Raw genomic sequence first — 18,930 nt, forward strand, 5'->3', positions numbered from 1 at the left:
TTGTCAAGTAAGTCAAAAACCTCCGAAAGCCCCGAAACCAGCGCTAACTAAATAATTAATCGTTAAATATCAGTCACTTAAAAACCACAAAAATAATAGGAAAATTTTCTTGATGAATCACCAATCAGCATCTAGCCTCGAATCTTGTCAGGACTGACAGGATTAACCGCCCTGCCCGCCCTGCACCCGTGACAATTCCAAGAACCGGCCCAGACCGGTCAGCCTGCGAGGAAAACGGCATGTCCCTGTTGATCCGTGGCGCCACCGTGGTTACCCACGAAGAGAGTTACCCCGCCGATGTCCTGTGTGCCGATGGCCTGATCCGCGCCATCGGGCAAAACCTCGAACCCCCGACCGACTGCGAGATCCTCGACGGCAGTGGCCAGTACCTGATGCCCGGCGGCATCGACCCGCACACCCACATGCAGTTGCCGTTCATGGGCACCGTGGCCAGCGAGGACTTCTTCAGCGGCACCGCTGCGGGTCTTGCTGGTGGCACCACCTCGATCATCGATTTCGTCATCCCCAATCCGCAGCAATCGCTGCTGGAGGCCTTCCACACCTGGCGCGGCTGGGCACAGAAAAGCGCCAGCGACTATGGCTTCCACGTCGCCATCACCTGGTGGAGCGAGCAGGTGGCCGAAGAGATGGGCGAGCTGGTGGCCAAGCACGGTGTGAACAGTTTCAAGCACTTCATGGCCTACAAGAACGCCATCATGGCCGCCGACGACACCCTGGTGGCCAGCTTCGAGCGCTGCCTGCAACTGGGTGCCGTGCCTACCGTGCATGCCGAAAACGGCGAGCTGGTGTACCACCTGCAGAAAAAACTGCTGGCCCAAGGCCTGACCGGGCCGGAAGCCCACCCGCTGTCGCGCCCGTCCCAGGTCGAGGGCGAGGCGGCCAGCCGCGCCATCCGCATTGCCGAAACCCTCGGCACGCCGCTGTACCTGGTGCATGTTTCCAGCCGCGAGGCACTGGATGAAATTGCCTATGCGCGGGGCAAGGGGCAACCGGTGTATGGCGAGGTGCTGCCCGGCCACCTGCTGCTGGATGACAGCGTCTACCGTGACCCGGACTGGGCCACTGCGGCCGGCTACGTGATGAGCCCGCCGTTCCGCCCGCGTGAACACCAGGAAGCCCTGTGGCGCGGCTTGCAGTCGGGCAACCTGCACACCACCGCCACCGACCACTGCTGCTTCTGCGCCGAGCAGAAAGCCATGGGCCGCGACGACTTCAGCCGTATTCCCAACGGCACCGCCGGCATCGAGGATCGCATGGCGGTGCTGTGGGATGCCGGGGTGAACAGCGGGCGCTTGTCGATGCATGAGTTCGTTGCCCTCACCTCTACCAACACGGCGAAGATCTTCAACCTGTTCCCGCGCAAGGGTGCCATCCGCGTTGGCGCCGACGCCGACCTGGTGCTGTGGGACCCGCAGGGCACCCGCACCATCTCCGCCCAGACCCACCACCAGCGGGTGGACTTCAACATCTTCGAAGGCCGCACCGTGCGTGGCATCCCCAGCCACACCATCAGCCAGGGCAAGGTGCTGTGGGCCGATGGCGACCTGCGTGCCGAAGCGGGCGCGGGGCGGTATGTGGAACGGCCGGCGTACCCGTCGGTGTATGAGGTGCTGGAACGCAGGGCCGAGCATCAGCGCCCGACGCCCGTGCAGCGTTAAGGCCCTTGGGGCTGCGAAGCGGCCCCTGTCGCCTGCCCCCATAAAAATAGAGAGGCTACAACCGTGATCGACGCCCTGAAACACTTGCCGCGCCCAAGGGCCGGTGCCGACCAGTTGGCCGAGCGCTTCAGCGACCTGGCCCCACCCCTCACCGCTCGCCAGGCCGCCGTCGAAAGCGCGCGCTGCCTGTACTGCTACGACGCGCCCTGCGTCAATGCGTGCCCCAGCGACATCGACATCCCCTCGTTCATCCACCGCATCAGTGACGAAAACCTGCAAGGCGCCGCCGAGCGCATCCTCTCCGCCAACATCCTCGGCGGCAGTTGCGCCCGTGTATGCCCCACCGAAATCCTCTGCCAGCAAGCCTGCGTGCGCAACAACGCGCAGGAGTGTGCGCCGGTACTGATCGGCCAGCTTCAGCGCTACGCCCTGGACAACGCCCACTTCACCGAACACCCGTTCAAGCGTTCCCCGGCTACCGGCAAGCGCATCGCGGTGGTCGGTGCCGGGCCTGCCGGGCTGTCCTGTGCCCATCGCCTGGCCATGCACGGGCATGACGTGGTGGTGTTCGAGGCCTGTGACAAGGCTGGCGGCCTCAACGAGTACGGCATCGCCCGCTACAAACTGGTCGACGACTATGCGCAACGTGAAGTGGAATTCCTGCTGGGCATCGGTGGCATCGAAATTCGCCATGGCCAGCGCCTGGGCGGCAACCTCAGTCTGGGCGAACTGCGCGACCAGTACGACGCGGTATTCCTTGGCATCGGCCTGAATGCCGTGCGCCAGTTGGGCCTGCCCGATGAAGAAGCCCCCGGCCTGCTCGCCGCCACCGCATACATCCGCGAACTGCGCCAGGCCGATGACCTGAGCCAACTGCCCTTGGCCGACCGCTGCCTGGTGATCGGTGCCGGCAACACCGCCATCGACATGGCCGTGCAGATGAGCCGCCTGGGCGCCCGCGACGTCAACCTCGTGTACCGCCGTGGCAATGCCGACATGGGCGCCACCGGCCACGAGCAAGACATTGCCAAGGCCAACCAGGTGCGCCTGCACACCTGGGCCAGCCCCGATGCCGTACTGCTGGATGACGCTGGCAAGGTGCGCGGCATGCGCTTCGCCCGTACCGAGCTGGCCGACGGCCGCCTGCGCGACACTGGCGAAACCTTCGAGCTGGCCGCCGATGCCATCTTCAAGGCCATCGGCCAACGCTTCGACGATGCCAGCCTCGGCGACCCGGTGGCTGCACAGCTGGTCCGCGAGGGTGAGCGCATCCGTGTCGACGAAACCCTGCAAACCAGCCTGCCGGGCGTGTATGCCGGCGGTGACTGCACCGCCCTGGGCCAGGACCTTACCGTCCAGGCCGTACAGCACGGCAAGCTGGCCGCCGAAGCCATCCATGCCCGACTCATGCTCAACGTGGAGGCAGCGTAAATGGCCGACTTGTCTATTGTGTTTGCCGGCATCAAGGCACCGAACCCGTTCTGGCTGGCTTCCGCGCCGCCCACCGACAAAGCCTACAACGTGGTCCGCGCCTTCGAGGCCGGCTGGGGCGGCGTGGTGTGGAAAACCCTGGGCGAGGACCCGGCGGCGGTCAACGTGTCGTCGCGTTACTCAGCACACTACGGCGCCAACCGCCAGGTGCAGGGCATCAACAACATCGAGTTGATCACCGACCGTTCGCTGGACATCAACCTGCGCGAAATCACCCAGGTGAAGAAGGACTGGCCTGACCGTGCACTGATCGTGTCACTGATGGTGCCGTGCGTGGAAGAATCGTGGAAGTTCATCCTGCCACTGGTGGAAGCCACCGGGGCCGACGGCATCGAACTTAACTTCGGCTGCCCGCACGGCATGCCTGAACGGGGCATGGGCGCGGCGGTCGGCCAGGTGCCGGAGTACGTGGAAATGGTCACCCGCTGGTGCAAGACGCACTGCTCGCTGCCGGTGATCGTGAAGCTTACGCCGAACATCACCGACATCCGCCAATCGGCCCGTGCCGCGCACCGGGGCGGGGCCGATGCGGTGTCGCTGATCAACACCATCAACTCCATCACCAGTGTCGACCTCGACCGCATGGTCGCCCACCCCATCGTGGGGGACCAGAGCACCCACGGCGGTTACTGCGGCTCGGCGGTCAAGCCGATTGCGCTGAACATGGTGGCGGAGATCGCCCGCGACCCGGAAACACGCGGTTTGCCAATCTGCGGCATTGGCGGCATTGGCAACTGGCGTGATGCGGCGGAGTTCATGGCCCTGGGCAGCGGCGCCGTGCAGGTGTGCACGGCGGCGATGCTGCATGGGTTCCGCATTGTCGAGGACATGCAGGACGGCCTGGCGCGCTGGATGGACCAGCATGGGCATGCCAACATCGAAGCATTTCGCGGGCAAGCGGTGGGTCATACCACCGACTGGAAGTACCTGGACATCAACTATAAATCGGTGGCGCATATCGACCAGGAGGCCTGCATTGGTTGCGGGCGCTGCCACATAGCCTGTGAGGATACATCTCACCAGGCCATTGCCAGCACGCTGAAGGCTGACGGCACGCATGCCTACAGTGTGATCGAGGAGGAATGCGTGGGCTGCAACCTGTGCCAGATCACTTGCCCGGTGGAAAGCTGCATCGAGATGCAGGCGCAGGATACGGGCAAGCCGTACATGAACTGGACGCAGGATCCGCGTAATCCCTATCGCGAGGCCAGCTGAGCAATTGGGGCCGCACAGCGGCCCCATTTTCCGGTTCAGGGCTCTAGCCCAATCCCCCGCAAGATCACGCTGGTCACCGTCTGCACCGCACTCTCGAACGCCATGTCCGAGAGCATCTCCCCGCCATTGAGCAATTCAACCTGGTAACCAAAGTCGGCGTAATGCTGAGTCGAAGCCCAGATCATGTACAGCAACGCCGACGGCTCCACCGGCAGAATGCGCCCCTCCTCTACCCAGCGGCGGATCTTGTTCTCTTTCAACTTGGCCCAGGGCACCAGGCTTTCATCCAGGTTCACCCCCAGCACCGGCGCCCCGTGCAGCATTTCTTCGGCCCAGATCTTCGAACCCAGCGGCCGCGAACGCGAATGCCCCATCTTCGCGCGGATGTAACTGGTCAACACCACGCGGGGGTCGTCGAAGTTCTCGAAGCACAGCGCGTCCTGCTTCCACACGTCCAGCAAGTCTTGCAGTACGGCGCGGAACAGGTCGTCCTTGGTGCTGAAGTAATAGTGCAGGTTGGAGCGCGGCAACTCGGCCTGTTCGGCAATATCGCCCATGGACGTGGCGCCATAGCCTTTTTCGGCGAACACCTTTTCCGCCGCCTGCAGAATCTTCTCGATATTGCGCCGGCGGATTTCGATCTTGTGGTTGGCCATCAGCCCTGGGCCGTCCACACCGCCAGTTCATAACCGTCCGGGTCGATGAAGTGGAAGCGTCGCCCGCCGGGGAAGGCAAAAGTTGCCCGGCTGATTTTCGCCCCCGCCGCCTCGACCCGCTGCTGCGTGGCCTCCAGGTCGTCAGCGTACAAAATGACCAGCGGACCACCCGGGCGTACCGGCTCGCCGGTGGTGAAGCCCCCGGTAAGGCGACCATCGCTGAACTCGGTGTAGGTGGGCCCGTAATCGGTGAACGCCCAGCCGAACACGCTGCCGTAGAAGGCCTTGCTCCGTGCGATGTCGCTGACATTGAACTCGATGTTGTCGATCTGCCGATCAGTACCGCGAATGCCCATGGGTGCTCCGTGCCTAAGGGGTTTGGCCTAGTCTACTCCGCTTGCTCCAACGTGGTGCAATCCCTTGGTGCACGTCGCACCTATCTGCAACTCGCCCGGTCACGCACCGGGCACTGTGCCCGGTGCAAGTTGAGCGCAGTGTTGATGATGCCGATATGACTGAACGCCTGAGGGTAGTTGCCAAGCATGCGCTGGCCGGCCGGGTCATATTGCTCGGCCAGCAGGCCAAGGTCGTTGCACAGGCCGGTCAGGCGTTCATACAGCGCCTGCGCCTCTGCCTGGCGCCCGAGTAATACATACACGTCAGCCAGCCAGAACGAGCACACCAGGAAAGTACCCTCCCCGGGCGTCAGGCCATCACTGCAACTGTCGCTGTCGTAACGCAACAGCAGGCCGTTCTTCAGCAAGCGCTGTTCGATCTGTTCAAGCGTGCGTAAAAAGCGTGGATCATCTGCCGGCAGAAATCCGGTCAGGGCGACCTGCAACAGGCTGGCGTCCATTTCTGAAGAACCGTAGGCCTGGACGAAATAAAGACCGCTGGCGTCAAGGCCGCGCTCACAGACTTCACGGTGAATCTCATCGGCCACCTGGCGATAATGCCGCCCACGCTCGCGGCCTTCCTCCGTGGTGTCGGCCAGCCCCGCAGCACGGTCGAAGGCGACCCACGCCATCACTTTGGAGTGCACGAACTGCTGCCGGCCACCGCGTACTTCCCAGATGCCTTCGTCCGGCTCGCGCCAGATGCGCTCGACGTAAGGCAGGATCAGGCGGGAAATGGCAGCGCTGCGCGGGTGGCGCGGCAAGCCACCCTTGATCGCCTGGGTCATGGCATCGGCCAGTTCGCCGTAGATGTCCAGCTGCATCTGCTGCGAAGCGGCGTTGCCCACCCGCACGGGTTGCGAATGCTCGTAACCGGCCAGCCACGGCAACGTGTATTCCTGCAAGTCGCGCTCGCCAGCCAGGCCGTACATGATCTGCATCTGTTCAGGGTTGCCAGCCACCGAACGCAGCAGCCATTCCCGCCAGGCCTGGGCTTCGTCGAAATAGCCCAGGTTCATGAACGCCAGCAGGGTCATGGTGGCGTCGCGCAGCCAGCAGAAGCGGTAGTCCCAGTTACGCTCCCCACCCAGGCGCTCGGGCAGCGAGGTGGTAACGGCGGCGACGATGCCGCCGGTAGGCGCGTAGGTCATTGCCTTGAGGGTAAGCAACGAACGGCGCACCAAGGCCGTGTAGGGGCCTACCTGCGGGCAACGGGCGGCGAAGGCCTGCCATTGATCGATGGTGTGGGCCAGGGCTTGGTCACTGTCGCGGTCGGGTTGCACTGGCAGGTGCGAGGGCTGATGGCGCAGGCTGAAGATATGCCGCTCACCTGTACCAACGCGAAAACGGGCGACGGTATGGTGGTCGCGGGCATGCGGCGGCACGGTGCTGCACAGGATCAGCCGGTCAGGGCCGGCGACGGCGCTGAGGGTGAGTGGGTCGAGCCGTTCCACCCAGGGCACGCTGCGCCCGTAATCGAAGCGCATGACCAGATCCATTTCGAAGTTGGTTTCACCAGAGATGCCCTCGACGATTCGCACCACCGAATTGACCTCGCCCAAAGGCATGAAGTCGAGCACGCGGGCACGGCCAGTGGCGGTGACCCAGGTGGTTTCCAGCACCAGGGTATCGTCCAGATAACGCCGGCTACTGTGCTCGACCGGGTCGCTGGGGGCCAGGCGCCAGCGGCCGTTTTCTTCGTTGCCCAGCAGTGCGGCGAATACGGCTGGGGCGTCGAAGCGTGGCAGGCACAGCCAGTCGAGCGAGCCATCACGGCTGACCAGGGCAGCGCTGCGGCAGTTGCCCAGCAGCGCGTAGTCTTCGATGTGGGTGGGCATTCAACCTCCTTGATGTGGTTGCCTGTGCTGGCCCTTTCGCGGGCTCGCCCGCGAAAGGGCCAGCACAGGCATAACAAGAACCTCACCCCAGCCGATGCCACTCGCGCTTGTCCCGCGCCAGCAGTTCATTGCCAGCCTCGGGCCCATCTTCACCCGCCGGGTACTCATGCACCTCGCCATCCTGCGACCAGGCATCGAGAAACGGCTGCACCGCGCGCCAACCGTTCTCGATGTTGTCGGCGCGCTGAAACAGGGTCTGATCACCGGTCAGGCAGTCGTAGATCAAGGTCTCGTAGCCGGTCGCCGGGGTCATCTTGAAGAAGTCCTTGTAGGCAAAGCCCAGCTCGACGTTCTCCATCACCAGCTCCGGCCCCGGCCGCTTGGCCTGCAGGTCGAACCACATGCCTTCGTTGGGCTGAATCTGGATTTTCAGGTAGTTGGGCTTGGGGCGCTCCAGCTCCGACTCGCGAAACTGCGCATAGGGCGCGGGCTTGAAGCAGATGGCGATTTCCGTATCGCGCACGCTCATGCGCTTGCCGGTACGCAGGTAGAATGGCACGCCAGCCCAGCGCCAGTTGTCGATCATGACCTTCAGTGCCACGAAGGTTTCGGTCTGGCTGTCGGCAGCGACGTTGGCCTCCTGGCGGTAGCCGGGCAGCGGCTTGCGCCCCTGCTTGCCGGCGACGTACTGGCCGCGCACGGAGTTTTTCAGGGCCATTTTCGCCGACCACGGGCGGATGGCGCCGACCACCTTGGCCTTTTCACTGCGCACGGCATCGGCGCCGAACGCTGCGGGTGGCTCCATGGCTACCATCGCCAGCAACTGGAACAAGTGGTTGGGGACCATGTCGCGCAAGGCCCCGGTGCTGTCGTAGAACGCGCCCCGGGTTTCGACGCCGACGGTTTCCGCAGCGGTGATCTGCACATGGTCGATGTAGTGGTTGTTCCAGAACGATTCGAACAAGCCATTGGAAAAACGGCTGACCAGAATGTTCTGCACCGTTTCTTTGCCCAGGTAATGATCGATGCGGTAAATCTGCCGCTCGCCCATCACCTTCAGCAGGCAGGCGTTGAGCGCCTCGGCGCTGGCCAGGTCGGTGCCGAACGGCTTTTCGACCACCACACGGCGAAAGCCCCCTGCAGACTCGTCGAGCAACCCGGCCTGCCCCAGGCGCTGGGCTACTTCGGGGAAGAAGCGCGGCGAGGTTGCCAGGTAGAAGATCGCATTGCCGTGGCTGGACTTCTCGATACGCTTGGCGATGGCCTGGTAGGTCGCCGGGTCAAGGAAATCGCCAGTCTGGTAATCCAGGCGCTTGGCCAGGCGGGCCCACAGTTTCTCGTCCAGGCATTTGGCCGTGCCCTTGTCCCGCTCGACCATGAACGCATGCAGGCGCGCGGCAAAATCCTCGGCGCTGGCCGGATTATGGTCGACGCCGACAATGCGCAGGTTGCGGTCCAGCAAACCGTCGCGGCTAAGGTTGTAAAGCGCCGGCATCAGCAGGCGCTTGACCAGGTCGCCATTGGCGCCGAACAGAAACAGGGTGCAAGGCGGTGCAGCAGGAATGGTCTGTTTGGTCATTCGGCTTTCTTCTCGACATGGCCACCAAAGCCCAGGCGCATGGCCGAGAGGATCTTGTCACCGTAGGTGCCCTGTTGCTGGCGCGAGCGGAAGCGGGCGAACAGCGCGCTGGACAAAACCGGCACCGGCACTGCCTGTTCCACAGCGGCGTCGATGGTCCAACGGCCCTCGCCACTGTCGGACACCGAGCCGCTGAACTGCGACAGCTGCGGGTCGGCGACCAAGGCATCGGCGGTGAGGTCGAGCAACCACGAAGTGACCACGCTGCCGCGCCGCCACACTTCAGCGATCTCGGCCACGTTCAGGTCGAAGCGCTGTTCTTCGGGCAGCTCGTTGCCGCCTTTGCTGCGCAACAGGTCGAAGCCTTCGGCGTAGGCCTGCATCAGGCCGTATTCGATGCCGTTGTGCACCATTTTCACGTAGTGCCCGGCGCCAGGTGGGCCGGCGTGGATATACCCGTGTTCGGCACGCTGATGCTCACCGCTGCGGCCATGAGTACGCGGGATGTCGCCCACGCCCGGCGCCAACGCCTTGAACAAAGGCTCCAGGCGCTCGAACACGTCCTTTTCACCACCGATCATCATGCAGTAGCCACGGTCCAGGCCCCACACACCGCCGGAGGTGCCCACGTCCAGGTAATGCAGGCCGCGCTTGGCCAGTTCAGCGGCGCGGCGCATGTCGTCCTTGTAGAAGGTGTTGCCGCCGTCGATGATCGCATCGCCCGGCTCCAGCAGTTCGGCCAGCTGGGCGATGGTCTGCTCGGTCGGCTCGCCGGCCGGCAGCATGACCCACACTGCGCGCGGCGCTTTCAGTTTTTGTACCAGCGCACCGAGGTCGTGTGCGCCTTGAGCACCCTCGCCTTCCAGCCCGGTGATGGCCTCTCGGTTGCGGTCGTGTACCACGGTGCGGTGGCCGGCGCGCATCAGGCGCCTTGCGATATTGCCGCCCATGCGGCCCAGCCCGACGATTCCCAGTTGCATGAGCCGATGCTCCCCTTACGAAATGGTTGACGACACAGTCCAGCTTTCCAGATTAGTCCAGCGTACCGCATGAGGGTTCAGCGACGAACGGCGAGACCACGATAAACAAAAAAGTTCCCAAGCCCTGCAAAAGAATTCAGAATGCGCCCCGCGTGAAGCGTCTACGCTTTGACTTGTCACCAGCCAAAACCGCGAGGTGTGCTCATGGGTACCTTGATGCCTGCAACCCCAACCCAGACACTCTATGTCTCCGTGCGCCGTGATGAGCTGCGTAAACTGAAAGACGAATGTGACCAGCTGCGCCAGCAGGTCGCCCAACTGAACCTGCTGCTGGCGCAAGCGCGTACCGACGGCAAGGCCGTCAGCCTCTGATCTTTCCTTCCTCTCAGTGGGGGCTGTAGGGCTCCCACCTGCTGACTCTACTTTTCCAGGTCAGGCCCCTACGCGGGTCACTGGCAAAGACGCAAACACCCTTCCATCGCCCCACTATGGTGCAAGCTGCCATTCCAGCCACAATTTGGCGCACCCGCAAAACGCCTCGGGCAAACCTTTTCACATCCAGCCACATACGCCAACGTTTGCGTCTATTTCGCACCTCACATTAATGACCAGTGGGTCACATTTTTATCGCGTTCTCTCCTACACTCGGTTTTCGGCCCGCCATTTGCTCAAGGGAAGAGTGACGTAAAAAAGTCGAACTTTAAGGAAAGCCGGTAGGTCAGGAATTAAGTAGGCCAAACGGATGGGGCACTCCCAGCCACGGCCCACCCACCCCAACCAGTCCACTCGCCTGCGGCCGGAATGCCGACAGCGCTGTGCCTGCGCGCACGACTCAGGGGCATGGAACGCACTACGCAGATCCGAATTAGAGAGAACTCACACGATATATCGCCACGGGTGCCAGCACCCGGCCAAAGCATAGGGACGGAGAGAAGTATGATCAGTGCCGCTGTCGAGCCTCACGTAGATTCATTCAACCCGGACAACCGCGAGCCGCTAACCCCGGACTTCGCCAAGACAGGCACGGCACCCGGCGCCCAGCGCCAGCACAACCCCAACAAGCGCAAGATCCTGTTCGTGACGTCGGAAATCGCCGACCTGGTGAAAACCGGTGGCTTGGGTGACGTATCTGCCGCCCTGCCCCGCGCCCTGGCGCACCTGCACGATGTGCGGGTGCTGATCCCCGGCTACCGCCAGGTGATGGATAGCGACAACCCCATCCACATCGTCGGTGAACTGGGCGGCCACGCGGCACTGCCGCCGTGCAAGATCGGGCGCATGGACATGGCCGACGGCCTGGTGATCTATGTGCTGATCTGCCCCGAACTGTACCAGCGCGACGGCACGCCCTATGGTGCCAACAATGGCCGCGACTGGCCCGACAACCACATCCGCTTCGCCCGCCTGGGCCTGGCTGCGGCCGAAATCGCCGCAGGCGAAGGCAAGATCCACTGGACACCCGAAGTGGTGCACGCCCATGACTGGCCCGCCGGCCTGGCCCCGGCCTACATGCACTGGCGCGGGCTAAGCACGCCTACCCTGTTCACCATTCACAACCTGGCCTACCAGGGTGTGTACAGCCGGGGATGCAGCCCGGAGCTGGCGATTCCCGACCACGCCATGCAGCAGGAAGGTATGGAGTTCTACGGCAAGCTGTCGTTCCTCAAGGCGGGCCTGGCCTACTCCAGCCACATCACCACGGTCAGCGCCACCTATGCCCGGGAAATCACCACACCCGAATTTGGCTGCGGCCTTGACGGCTTCCTCGCCAGCAAGGCCCAGCAAGGTCTGCTCGGGGGTATTCCCAACGGTATCGATGAAAGCTGGGACTCGGCCACCGACAAGCACCTGCAGCACAACTTCAGCATCAACGACTGGGAAGGCAAGGCGCGTAACGCCCATGAAGTGCGCGAGCTGTTCGGCCTGGAGGATTCTGACGGTCCGCTATTCGCCGTGGTATCGCGGCTGGTCTACCAGAAAGGCCTGGACCTGACTTTGGGCGTGGCCGACTACATCGTCGAGCAAGGCGGGCAGATTGCGATCATCGGCCGAGGCGAGCCCGAAGAGGAACAGGCCATGCGCGAGCTGGCGCTGCGCCACCCGGGCCGCATCGGCGTGCGCATCGGCTTCAACGAAACCGACGCCCGGCGCATGTTCGCCGGCAGCGACTTCTTGCTGATGCCGTCGCGCTACGAGCCGTGTGGCCTCAGCCAGATGTATGCACAGCGCTTCGGCTCGCTGCCGGTGGCGCGCAACACTGGCGGGCTGGCCGACACCATCGAGTGTGGCGTTACCGGCTTCCTGTTCAACGAGTCCACCGTCGAGAGCTACCGCCAGGCACTCAGCCGCGCCTTCTATGTGTACGGCAAGAAGGACCTGCTGAACGCCATGCGCTGCCTGTCGATGACTCAGCCGTTCAACTGGTGCCAGGCGGTGGAACCCTACGCCCGCCTCTACGAGGACCTGGTCAAGCAGGCACAGTTGAGCCATTACTGAGCGAGGGTCAGAAGATGCACAGGCATGGCGCACACTTGCTGGACGCCACGTCGGCGCGCTTCGCCCTCTGGGCACCCGATGCGCGCAGCGTGAGCGTGGAACTGGAGCAGCAGCCGGCCATCGCGCTGCTGCCGGATGAAGATGGCTGGTACACCGGCGTTGCACCGTGTCAGGCCGGTGACCGTTACCACTACCGTATCGACGGCGAACTGCGGGTTGCCGACCCGGCCTCGCGCTACCAGCCTGAAGGGGTACAGGGGCCGAGCCAGGTGGTGGATGTGGCCGGTTACACCTGGCAACACCCGTGGCAAGGTCGCCCCTGGCACGAAGCGGTGATCCAGGAGCTGCATGTCGGCCTGCTCGAGGGTTACACCGGGGTTGCCCGACAGTTGCCACGCTTGGCCGAGCTGGGCATCAGTGCCATTGAGCTGATGCCGCTGGGGCAGTTCCCCGGCGAGCGCAACTGGGGGTACGACGGCGTGCTGCCGTTCGCGCCACAAAACACCTACGGCACCCCCGAGCAGCTGTGTGCACTGGTCGACCAGGCCCACGGCCTGGGGCTGATGGTGCTGGTGGACGTGGTGTACAACCACTTCGGCCCCGACGGCAATTACCTGCACCAGTACGCCAGCCCGTTCTTCCGCGAAGACCGGCAGACGCCCTGGGGCGCCGCCATCGACTTCCGCCGCCCGCAGGTGCGCGAGTACTTCATCCAGAACGCCCTGATGTGGCTGTGCGATTACCGTTGCGATGGCCTGCGCCTGGATGCCGTGCATGCCATCGACCAGCCCGATTTCCTGATCGAGCTGGCGCAACGCGTGCGCGCCGCCGTGGAACCTGGCCGCCAGGTGTGGCTGGTGCTGGAGAACGAGCACAACCAGGCCGGCCTGCTTGAGCAGGGCTTCGACGCCCAGTGGAACGACGACGGCCACAATGCCCTGCATGTGCTGCTGACCGGCGAAACCGAAGGCTACTACGCCGATTACCAGCAACGCCCCATCGACCAGCTGGCGCGCTGCCTGGCCGAAGGCTTCGTGTTCCAGGGCCAGGCCAACCGCCATGGCACGCCACGCGGTGAACCCAGCGGGCACCTGGCGCCCAGTGCCTTTGTGTTGTTCCTGCAGAACCACGACCAGGTCGGCAACCGCGCCTTGGGCGAACGCCTGACCCGCCTGTGCCCGCCGCCGGCCTTGCGGGCGGCCACTGGCCTGCTGCTGTTGGCACCGATGATCCCGCTGCTGTTCATGGGCGATGACGATGGCAGCTGCCGGCCGTTCCTGTTTTTCACCGACTTTCATGATCAGCTGGCTGACGCCGTGCGCGAAGGCCGGCGCGGCGAATTCGCTCACTTCAACGCGTTCGCCGACCCCGAGCAACGCGCACGCATTCCCGACCCCAACGCCGAACAGACCTTCGAAGCGTCACGCCCGCAAAACAAGGAAGTGATCGCCGGCTGGCACGGCCTGTACCAGCAACTGCTCGACCTGCGCCACCGCCATGTCATCCCGCACCTGCCCGGTAGCCGTTCACTGGGCACCGAGGTGCACGGCGAAAAGGCGCTGACCGCACGCTGGCGCCTGGGCGATGGCAACACCCTGCGTATTGACCTGAACCTGGGCGACACACCGCAGTCCATCGAATTACCCGCAGCGTCCACTCGGCTGTTCGACAGCAGCGACACCCGACACCCCGATAGCCAACTGGCGGCCTACAGCTGTGTGGTCAGCCTGTTTCCCCCTGATCTGGAGCGTCCATGAGCGAAACCGCCCTGCACCGCTTGGCAAACCGCGTCGGGCTGAGCCGCGACTGGGTCGACGCCAACGCCCGGCCCCAGCGCGTCAGTGATGAAGTGCTGCGCAATATTCTGGAAGGCCTGGGCCACCCCGCCGCCGATGACACCGCGATTGCCGCCAGCCTGCGCGCTGTGGAGGCAGCAGAAGACAGCGAGCACCTGCCACCACTGCTGACCGCCGACCTTGGCCAGCCACTGGCGCTGGCACGCTACTTCAGTGCGGCCAGCGTCGCGCACTGCACCCTGGAAGACCACACCTCGCGTACCCTCAGCCTCGACGATCAGGCGCGCCTGCCCGGCGAGCTACCCATCGGCTACCACCACGTTGAAATCGACAGCCGCCGCTTCACCGTGGCCGTGGCACCGCCGCGCTGTCACAGCCTGGAAGACAAGGTGCCGCAACCCCCGCCGCGCTGCTGGGGCCTGGCCGTGCAGCTGTACAGCCTGCGCCGCCCCGGCGACGGCGGCTACGGCGATTGCCTGGCCCTGGAACAATTGGCCCGGTCCGCTGCCGAACGCGGCGCCGATGCCTTGGCCATCAGCCCGATCCACGCCCTGTCGGCCATCGACCAGGAGCACTACAGCCCCTACTCGCCCTCCAGCCGCCTGCTGCTCAACACCCTGTACGCCAGCCCCGCTGCGCTGCTGGGTGAACGGGAGGTGCGCATGGCCATCGAAGCCTGCGGCCTGGAGCAGCAACTGGAAGAGCTGGAACAACGCTCACTGGTCGATTGGCCACGCGCCGCCAGCGCCCGACTGCGCCTGCTCGAAGCGCTGTACCAAGGCTTTAGCCAGGGCAACCATCCACTGCGCGCGGATTTCGACAGCTTCCGCGAAGCCGGCGGCCAGGCGCTTGAGCACCACTGCCGCTTCGAGGTACTGCAAGCACAGGCGGTAGAGCATGGCCTGGGCGCCGACTGGCGCAACTGGCCCAAGGCCTGGCACGACCCGTACCACCCTGAAGTTGAAGCCTTTGCCAACGCCTACCCGGCCAAGGTCGAGTTCCATGCCTTTTGCCAATGGCTGACCGAACGGGGCCTGCAGCGAGCGCAGGAAGCCGCCCGCAGCAACGGCATGAGCGTTGGCCTGATCGCCGACCTGGCCGTGGGTGCCGACGGTGCCGGCAGCCAGGCCTGGAGCCGCCAGGACGAACTGCTGGCGGGCCTCAAGGTGGGTGCGCCGCCCGACATCCTCAACCGCGCCGGGCAGGACTGGGGCATCTGCGCGTTCTCGCCCGAAGGCCTCAAGCGCAATGGCTACCGCGCCTTCATCGAAATGCTGCGGGCCAACCTCGCCCACGCGGGCGGGCTGCGCATCGACCATGTGATGGGCCTGCGCCGGCTGTGGCTGATCCCACAGGGCGCCAAGCCCAGTGAAGGTGCCTACCTCAATTACCCACTGGACGACCTGCTGCGCCTGCTGGCGCTGGAGTCGGTGCGCCACCAGGCGATCATTCTCGGCGAAGACCTGGGCACCGTGCCCGATGGCCTGCGCGAAACCCTGGCAGAGAAAGCCGTGCTGGGCATGCGCGTGCTGCCCTTCGAGCAAACCCAGCCCGGCCAGTTCAAGCCGATTCTCGACTGGCCGGAAAACGCGCTGGCCACCACCGGCACACACGACCTGGCGCCCCTGGCCGGCTGGCTGGAAAACCGCGACATCGACTGGAGCCACCGCTTGCAGCTGATCGATGCCGCCACCGAATTGCACTGGCGCCACGACCGCCAGAAAGAGCACGACGGCCTGCGCCGCACCCTGGAAGCCAACTACGGTGCGTTGAAGGACAACGACGCGCTGATCGATGCCGCCATCCGCTACGTCGGCCATACCCGCGCACCACTGGTGCTGGTGCCTTTGGAAGACCTCCTCGGCTGTGACGAGCAGCCCAACCTGCCGGGCACCACCGCCGGGCATCCCAACTGGCGCCGGCGCTTCGCCTTGCCAGTGCGCGATCTGCTCGATGACGAAGATGCCGCACGCCGCCTGGAATTGCTGGCCCAAGCCCGCGAACAGGCCTGGGAGCGTGACCAATGAAGCCGCTGACCGCGACCCTGCGCCTGCAATTTCACAGCGACTTCACCCTTGACCATGCCGTGCCGCTGGTGCCGTACTTCGCCCAGTTGGGCATCAGCCACCTGTATGCATCGCCCATCCTCAAAGCCCGTGCTGGCTCGCGCCATGGCTACGACGTGGTCGACCCGACCTGCGTCAACCCCGAGCTGGGCGGCGAGGCGGCACTGGAGCGGCTGGTCGCCGCGCTGCGCCAGCATGGCATGGGGCTGATCCTCGACACGGTGTCCAACCACATGGCTGTGGGCGGCGCCGACAACCCCTGGTGGCAGAGCGTGCTGGCCTGGGGCCGGCGCAGCCCGTATGCAGAATTCTTCGACATCCAGTGGCATTCCAGCGACCCGCTGCTGGCCGGGCAACTGCTGCTGCCGTTCCTGGGCAGCGACTATGGCGTGGCCTTGAAGCATGGCGAGATACCGCTGGAATTCGACAAGCATCACGGCCTGCTGCAAGTGGCGCATTACGAGCACCGCTTCCCGATCTGCCCAGTCGACTATGGCTGGATCCTGGCGCTCAGCCCGGAGCCGGCCCTGAAAGCCCTGGCCGAGCACTTCACCGCCTTGAGCGACTCGGCCACGCCGCTTGCCGATGCCCTCCCGCTGCAAGCCGAGCTGGCCCGCCTGGCACGCGAGGGCGCCGACTTCGACTCGACCCTGCTGGCGTTCGACAGCCGCAGCGAGGCCGGCTTCAAGCGCCTGCACCTGCTGCTGGAGCGCCAGACCTACCGCCTGGCCAGCTGGCGCACCGCCGCCGACGACATCAACTGGCGGCGCTTTTTCGACATCAACGAGCTGGGCGGGCTGCGGGTGGAGCGCGCGGCGGTGTTCGAGGCCACCCACGCCAAGCTGTTCGAACTGATCGAACGCGGCCTGGTGGACGGCCTGCGCATCGACCATATCGACGGCCTTGCCGACCCACGTGGCTACTGCCGCAAGCTGCGCCGGCGCGTCGATGGCCTGTTGGCACGCCGGCCTTTGCAGGCTGCCCTGGAGCACTTCCCGATCTACGTGGAGAAAATCCTCGGCGCCAACGAACACCTGCACCGCGACTGGCTCACCGACGGCACCACCGGCTACGAGTTCATGAACCAGGTCTCGCTGCTGCAACACGACCCGACCGGCGAAACGCCGCTGACGGAACTGTGGGCCAACGTGACCGAGCGCCCGGACTTCCCTGAAGAAGTGCGTCAGGCGCGCCACCTGGTGCTCAACGCCAGCCTGGCAGGGGACTGCGAATCGGTGGCCCAAGCGCTATTGCAGGTTGCCCGCAACGACCTGATGACCCGCGACCTGACCCTGGGTGCGATTCGCCGGGCCCTGCAGGCACTGGTGGCGCATTACCCGGTGTACCGCACCTACTTCAACGCCTGTGGGCGCCCGGCTGAAGACGAAGGGTTTTTCCAGCAAGCGTTGGCCAATGCCCGGCAGGACCTGGGCGAAGCCGACTGGCCGCTGCTGGAGCAGCTTGAGCAATGGCTGGGCGGGCAAGGCTGGCGGCACCTGCCACCGGGCCGCGCCCGTAAACAGTTGCGTCACGCCTGCGTGCGCTTCCAGCAGCTGACCGCACCCAGTGCTGCCAAAGCCGTGGAGGACACCGCCTTCTACCGCAGTGCCCGGCTGCTGTCGCGCAACGACGTCGGCTTCGAGGCTGAACGTTTCAGCGCCTCGCCCATGCACTTCCACAACGAAGCCCAACGGCGCCTGCGCGACTTCCCCGACAACCTGCTGGCCACCGCCACGCACGACCACAAGCGCGGCGAAGACACCCGCGCACGCCTGGCCGTGCTCAGCGAGCGTGGCCCGTGGCTGGCCAGCCGGGTAGAACATTGGCGCGAGCTGGCCGAACCGCTACGTACGCAGCTGGAAGATGGTCAGGCCCCCAGCCCCGGCGACGAACTGATGTTGCTGCAAACCCTGCTCGGCAGCTGGCCGCTGGACCTCGACCTCCACGATGGCAATGCCCTGCGCCAGTATGCGGAGCGCATTCGCCAGTGGCAGCAGAAAGCCCTGCGCGAAGCCAAGTTGCGCAGCAGCTGGAGCGCCCCGAACGAAGGCTACGAAAGTGCCTGTGCCCGCTACATCGACAGCCTGTTGCTGGACAACGAGAACCAGCAACTGCGCAAATCCGTGGCCGATGCCGCGCAACTGCTGGCCTGCCCCGGCGCCCTCAATGGCCTGGTGCAGGCCTTGCTACGCATGACCACGCCCGGCGTACCCGACCTGTACCAGGGCAACGAATACTGGGACTTCAGCCTGGTCGATCCGGACAACCGCCGCGCCGTGGACTACGCTTGCAGGCGGGCCACTCTGGACGATGCAACGCCCACCACTGAGCTGCTGGCACACTGGCGCGACGGCCGTATCAAGCAGGCCTTGATCGCCCGGCTACTGGACTGCCGCCAGGCCCACGCCGACCTGTTCCGCCGCGGCGCCTACCTGCCGCTGACGGTGCAAGGCCGGCATGCAGACCATGTGATCGCCTTTGCCCGTCTGGGTGAAGGCGAACGCGCCATCGTCGTCGCCCCACGCCTGACCAGTGGCCTGCTGGGCGGCGCTGCAACCCCGTTGATCCCGGCGCAGAACTGGGACGACACCCGGCTGGTACTGCCGTTTGCCTTGTCGCCTGCCAACTCGACGGGACTTTTCCCCTGTGCGGCGGTCAGCCCTTCTAGGGAGCTGATGTTGAGCGCTGTGCTGGCAGAGTTTCCGGTCAACCTGTTGATACAACAATCTTGAGCATCAG

At 64.7% G+C, this 18,930-nt stretch carries 13 protein-coding genes; 8 read left to right on the top strand and 5 right to left on the bottom strand.

What is annotated here, in order from left to right; translation table 11 throughout:
- The first annotated feature begins 239 nt into the window (after window positions 1-239).
- From hydA to preA, 3 genes are all read left to right on the top strand, one after another.
- Window positions 240-1,679 carry a dihydropyrimidinase gene (gene hydA, locus D906_RS01420; protein ID WP_025753444.1) on the top strand — a complete coding sequence of 480 codons (1,440 nt, stop codon included), beginning with the start codon at window positions 240-242 and terminating at the stop codon, window positions 1,677-1,679.
- 63 nt (window positions 1,680-1,742) lie between these two features.
- Window positions 1,743-3,110 (top strand): NAD(P)-dependent oxidoreductase, encoded by a 1,368-nt coding sequence (locus D906_RS01425; RefSeq protein WP_019096709.1) that lies wholly within the window; start codon window positions 1,743-1,745, stop codon window positions 3,108-3,110.
- Complete coding sequence (preA, locus tag D906_RS01430) at window positions 3,111-4,385, top strand: NAD-dependent dihydropyrimidine dehydrogenase subunit PreA (protein WP_025753442.1); 1,275 nt, start codon at window positions 3,111-3,113, stop codon at window positions 4,383-4,385.
- 35 nt (window positions 4,386-4,420) lie between these two features.
- On the opposite strand, the gene D906_RS01435 is transcribed toward preA, so the two are convergent.
- From D906_RS01435 to gnd, 5 genes are all read right to left on the bottom strand, one after another.
- Complete coding sequence (locus D906_RS01435) at window positions 4,421-5,041, bottom strand: TetR/AcrR family transcriptional regulator (RefSeq protein ID WP_016711526.1); 621 nt, start codon at window positions 5,039-5,041, stop codon at window positions 4,421-4,423.
- Window positions 5,041-5,397 carry a VOC family protein gene (locus D906_RS01440; RefSeq protein ID WP_016711527.1) on the bottom strand — a complete coding sequence of 119 codons (357 nt, stop codon included), beginning with the start codon at window positions 5,395-5,397 and terminating at the stop codon, window positions 5,041-5,043. The genes D906_RS01435 and D906_RS01440 overlap by 1 nt, the downstream gene beginning before the upstream one ends.
- Window positions 5,398-5,477: 80 nt before the next feature.
- A complete protein-coding gene (locus tag D906_RS01445) occupies window positions 5,478-7,274 on the bottom strand; it encodes a glycoside hydrolase family 15 protein (RefSeq protein WP_025753440.1) in 1,797 nt (598 codons plus the stop codon).
- Between the two features lie 82 nt (window positions 7,275-7,356).
- Complete coding sequence (gene zwf, locus D906_RS01450) at window positions 7,357-8,853, bottom strand: glucose-6-phosphate dehydrogenase (protein ID WP_019096706.1); 1,497 nt, start codon at window positions 8,851-8,853, stop codon at window positions 7,357-7,359.
- Window positions 8,850-9,833, bottom strand: coding sequence for a phosphogluconate dehydrogenase (NAD(+)-dependent, decarboxylating) (gnd, locus tag D906_RS01455; RefSeq protein WP_019096705.1), 984 nt, complete (start codon window positions 9,831-9,833; stop codon window positions 8,850-8,852). Before gnd ends, zwf begins: the two co-directional genes overlap by 4 nt.
- Before the next feature lie 204 nt (window positions 9,834-10,037).
- On the opposite strand from gnd, the gene D906_RS26570 reads away from it, so the two are divergent.
- The 5 genes from D906_RS26570 (at window position 10,038) to D906_RS01475 (ending at window position 18,923) form a co-directional block, all read left to right on the top strand.
- Window positions 10,038-10,205, top strand: a complete 168-nt coding sequence (locus tag D906_RS26570) for a DUF6026 family protein (protein WP_019096704.1) — start codon at window positions 10,038-10,040, stop codon at window positions 10,203-10,205.
- Window positions 10,206-10,769: 564 nt separating this feature from the next.
- Window positions 10,770-12,329: a glycogen synthase GlgA gene (glgA, locus tag D906_RS01460; RefSeq protein ID WP_019096703.1), complete on the top strand. Its 1,560-nt coding sequence runs from the start codon at window positions 10,770-10,772 to the stop codon at window positions 12,327-12,329.
- 14 nt (window positions 12,330-12,343) lie between these two features.
- A complete protein-coding gene (gene treZ, locus D906_RS01465; protein WP_027615038.1) occupies window positions 12,344-14,086 on the top strand; it encodes a malto-oligosyltrehalose trehalohydrolase in 1,743 nt (580 codons plus the stop codon).
- Entirely contained in the window at window positions 14,083-16,152 is a 2,070-nt protein-coding gene (malQ, locus tag D906_RS01470) for a 4-alpha-glucanotransferase (protein ID WP_025753436.1), read from the top strand. Before treZ ends, malQ begins: the two co-directional genes overlap by 4 nt.
- Window positions 16,149-18,923 carry a malto-oligosyltrehalose synthase gene (locus D906_RS01475; protein ID WP_027615039.1) on the top strand — a complete coding sequence of 925 codons (2,775 nt, stop codon included), beginning with the start codon at window positions 16,149-16,151 and terminating at the stop codon, window positions 18,921-18,923. The genes malQ and D906_RS01475 overlap by 4 nt, the downstream gene beginning before the upstream one ends.
- Window positions 18,924-18,930 lie beyond the last annotated feature (7 nt).

Source organism: Pseudomonas sp. LAIL14HWK12:I1, from assembly GCF_003202095.1.
In the GTDB taxonomy this organism is placed as follows: Bacteria; Pseudomonadota; Gammaproteobacteria; order Pseudomonadales; family Pseudomonadaceae; genus Aquipseudomonas; species Aquipseudomonas monteilii.